Consider the following 395-nt stretch of genomic DNA (forward strand, 5'->3'; position numbering starts at 1 on the left):
ATTGTCGCATTAGGAGACAATAAACCCATAATCGCCAAAGAAGTTAACGACTTTCCAGAGCCAGATTCTCCAACAATTCCTAATGTATCACCTTGTTCTACTTTGAAATTGATGTTATTCAGAACTTGTTTATCTCCAAAAGAAATTGATAAATTTTTGACTTCGATAATATAATGTAAATCTTGCTTTTGCATGGCAAATTGTTGCTTGGTAAATGAAGTGGAAATTTAGTGATTTTTTAGTCATTTTCTCGAATCAATAATTTCTAAGATTTTGTATTTATAAATTTTGTAATTTTGCTACGAATCAAAACGTTGTGATTTTTAATTTTTTTTATTAATTTAGATGTATTGATTTACTGACTTATAAAAACTTATAACAAGTCAGTCTTTTAA

At 27.1% G+C, this 395-nt stretch carries 1 protein-coding gene; it reads right to left on the reverse strand.

Going from position 1 to position 395, the window contains the following annotated elements; translation table 11 throughout:
- Positions 1-194, reverse strand: a 194-nt coding sequence (locus QWI17_RS18165; protein WP_302723944.1) for an ATP-binding cassette domain-containing protein, incomplete at its 3' end; no start/stop codon positions are given.
- Between the last annotated feature and the right edge of the window lie 201 nt (positions 195-395).

This window comes from Gilvimarinus gilvus (genome assembly GCF_030518155.1).
Classification (GTDB): Bacteria; Pseudomonadota; Gammaproteobacteria; order Pseudomonadales; family Cellvibrionaceae; genus Gilvimarinus; species Gilvimarinus gilvus.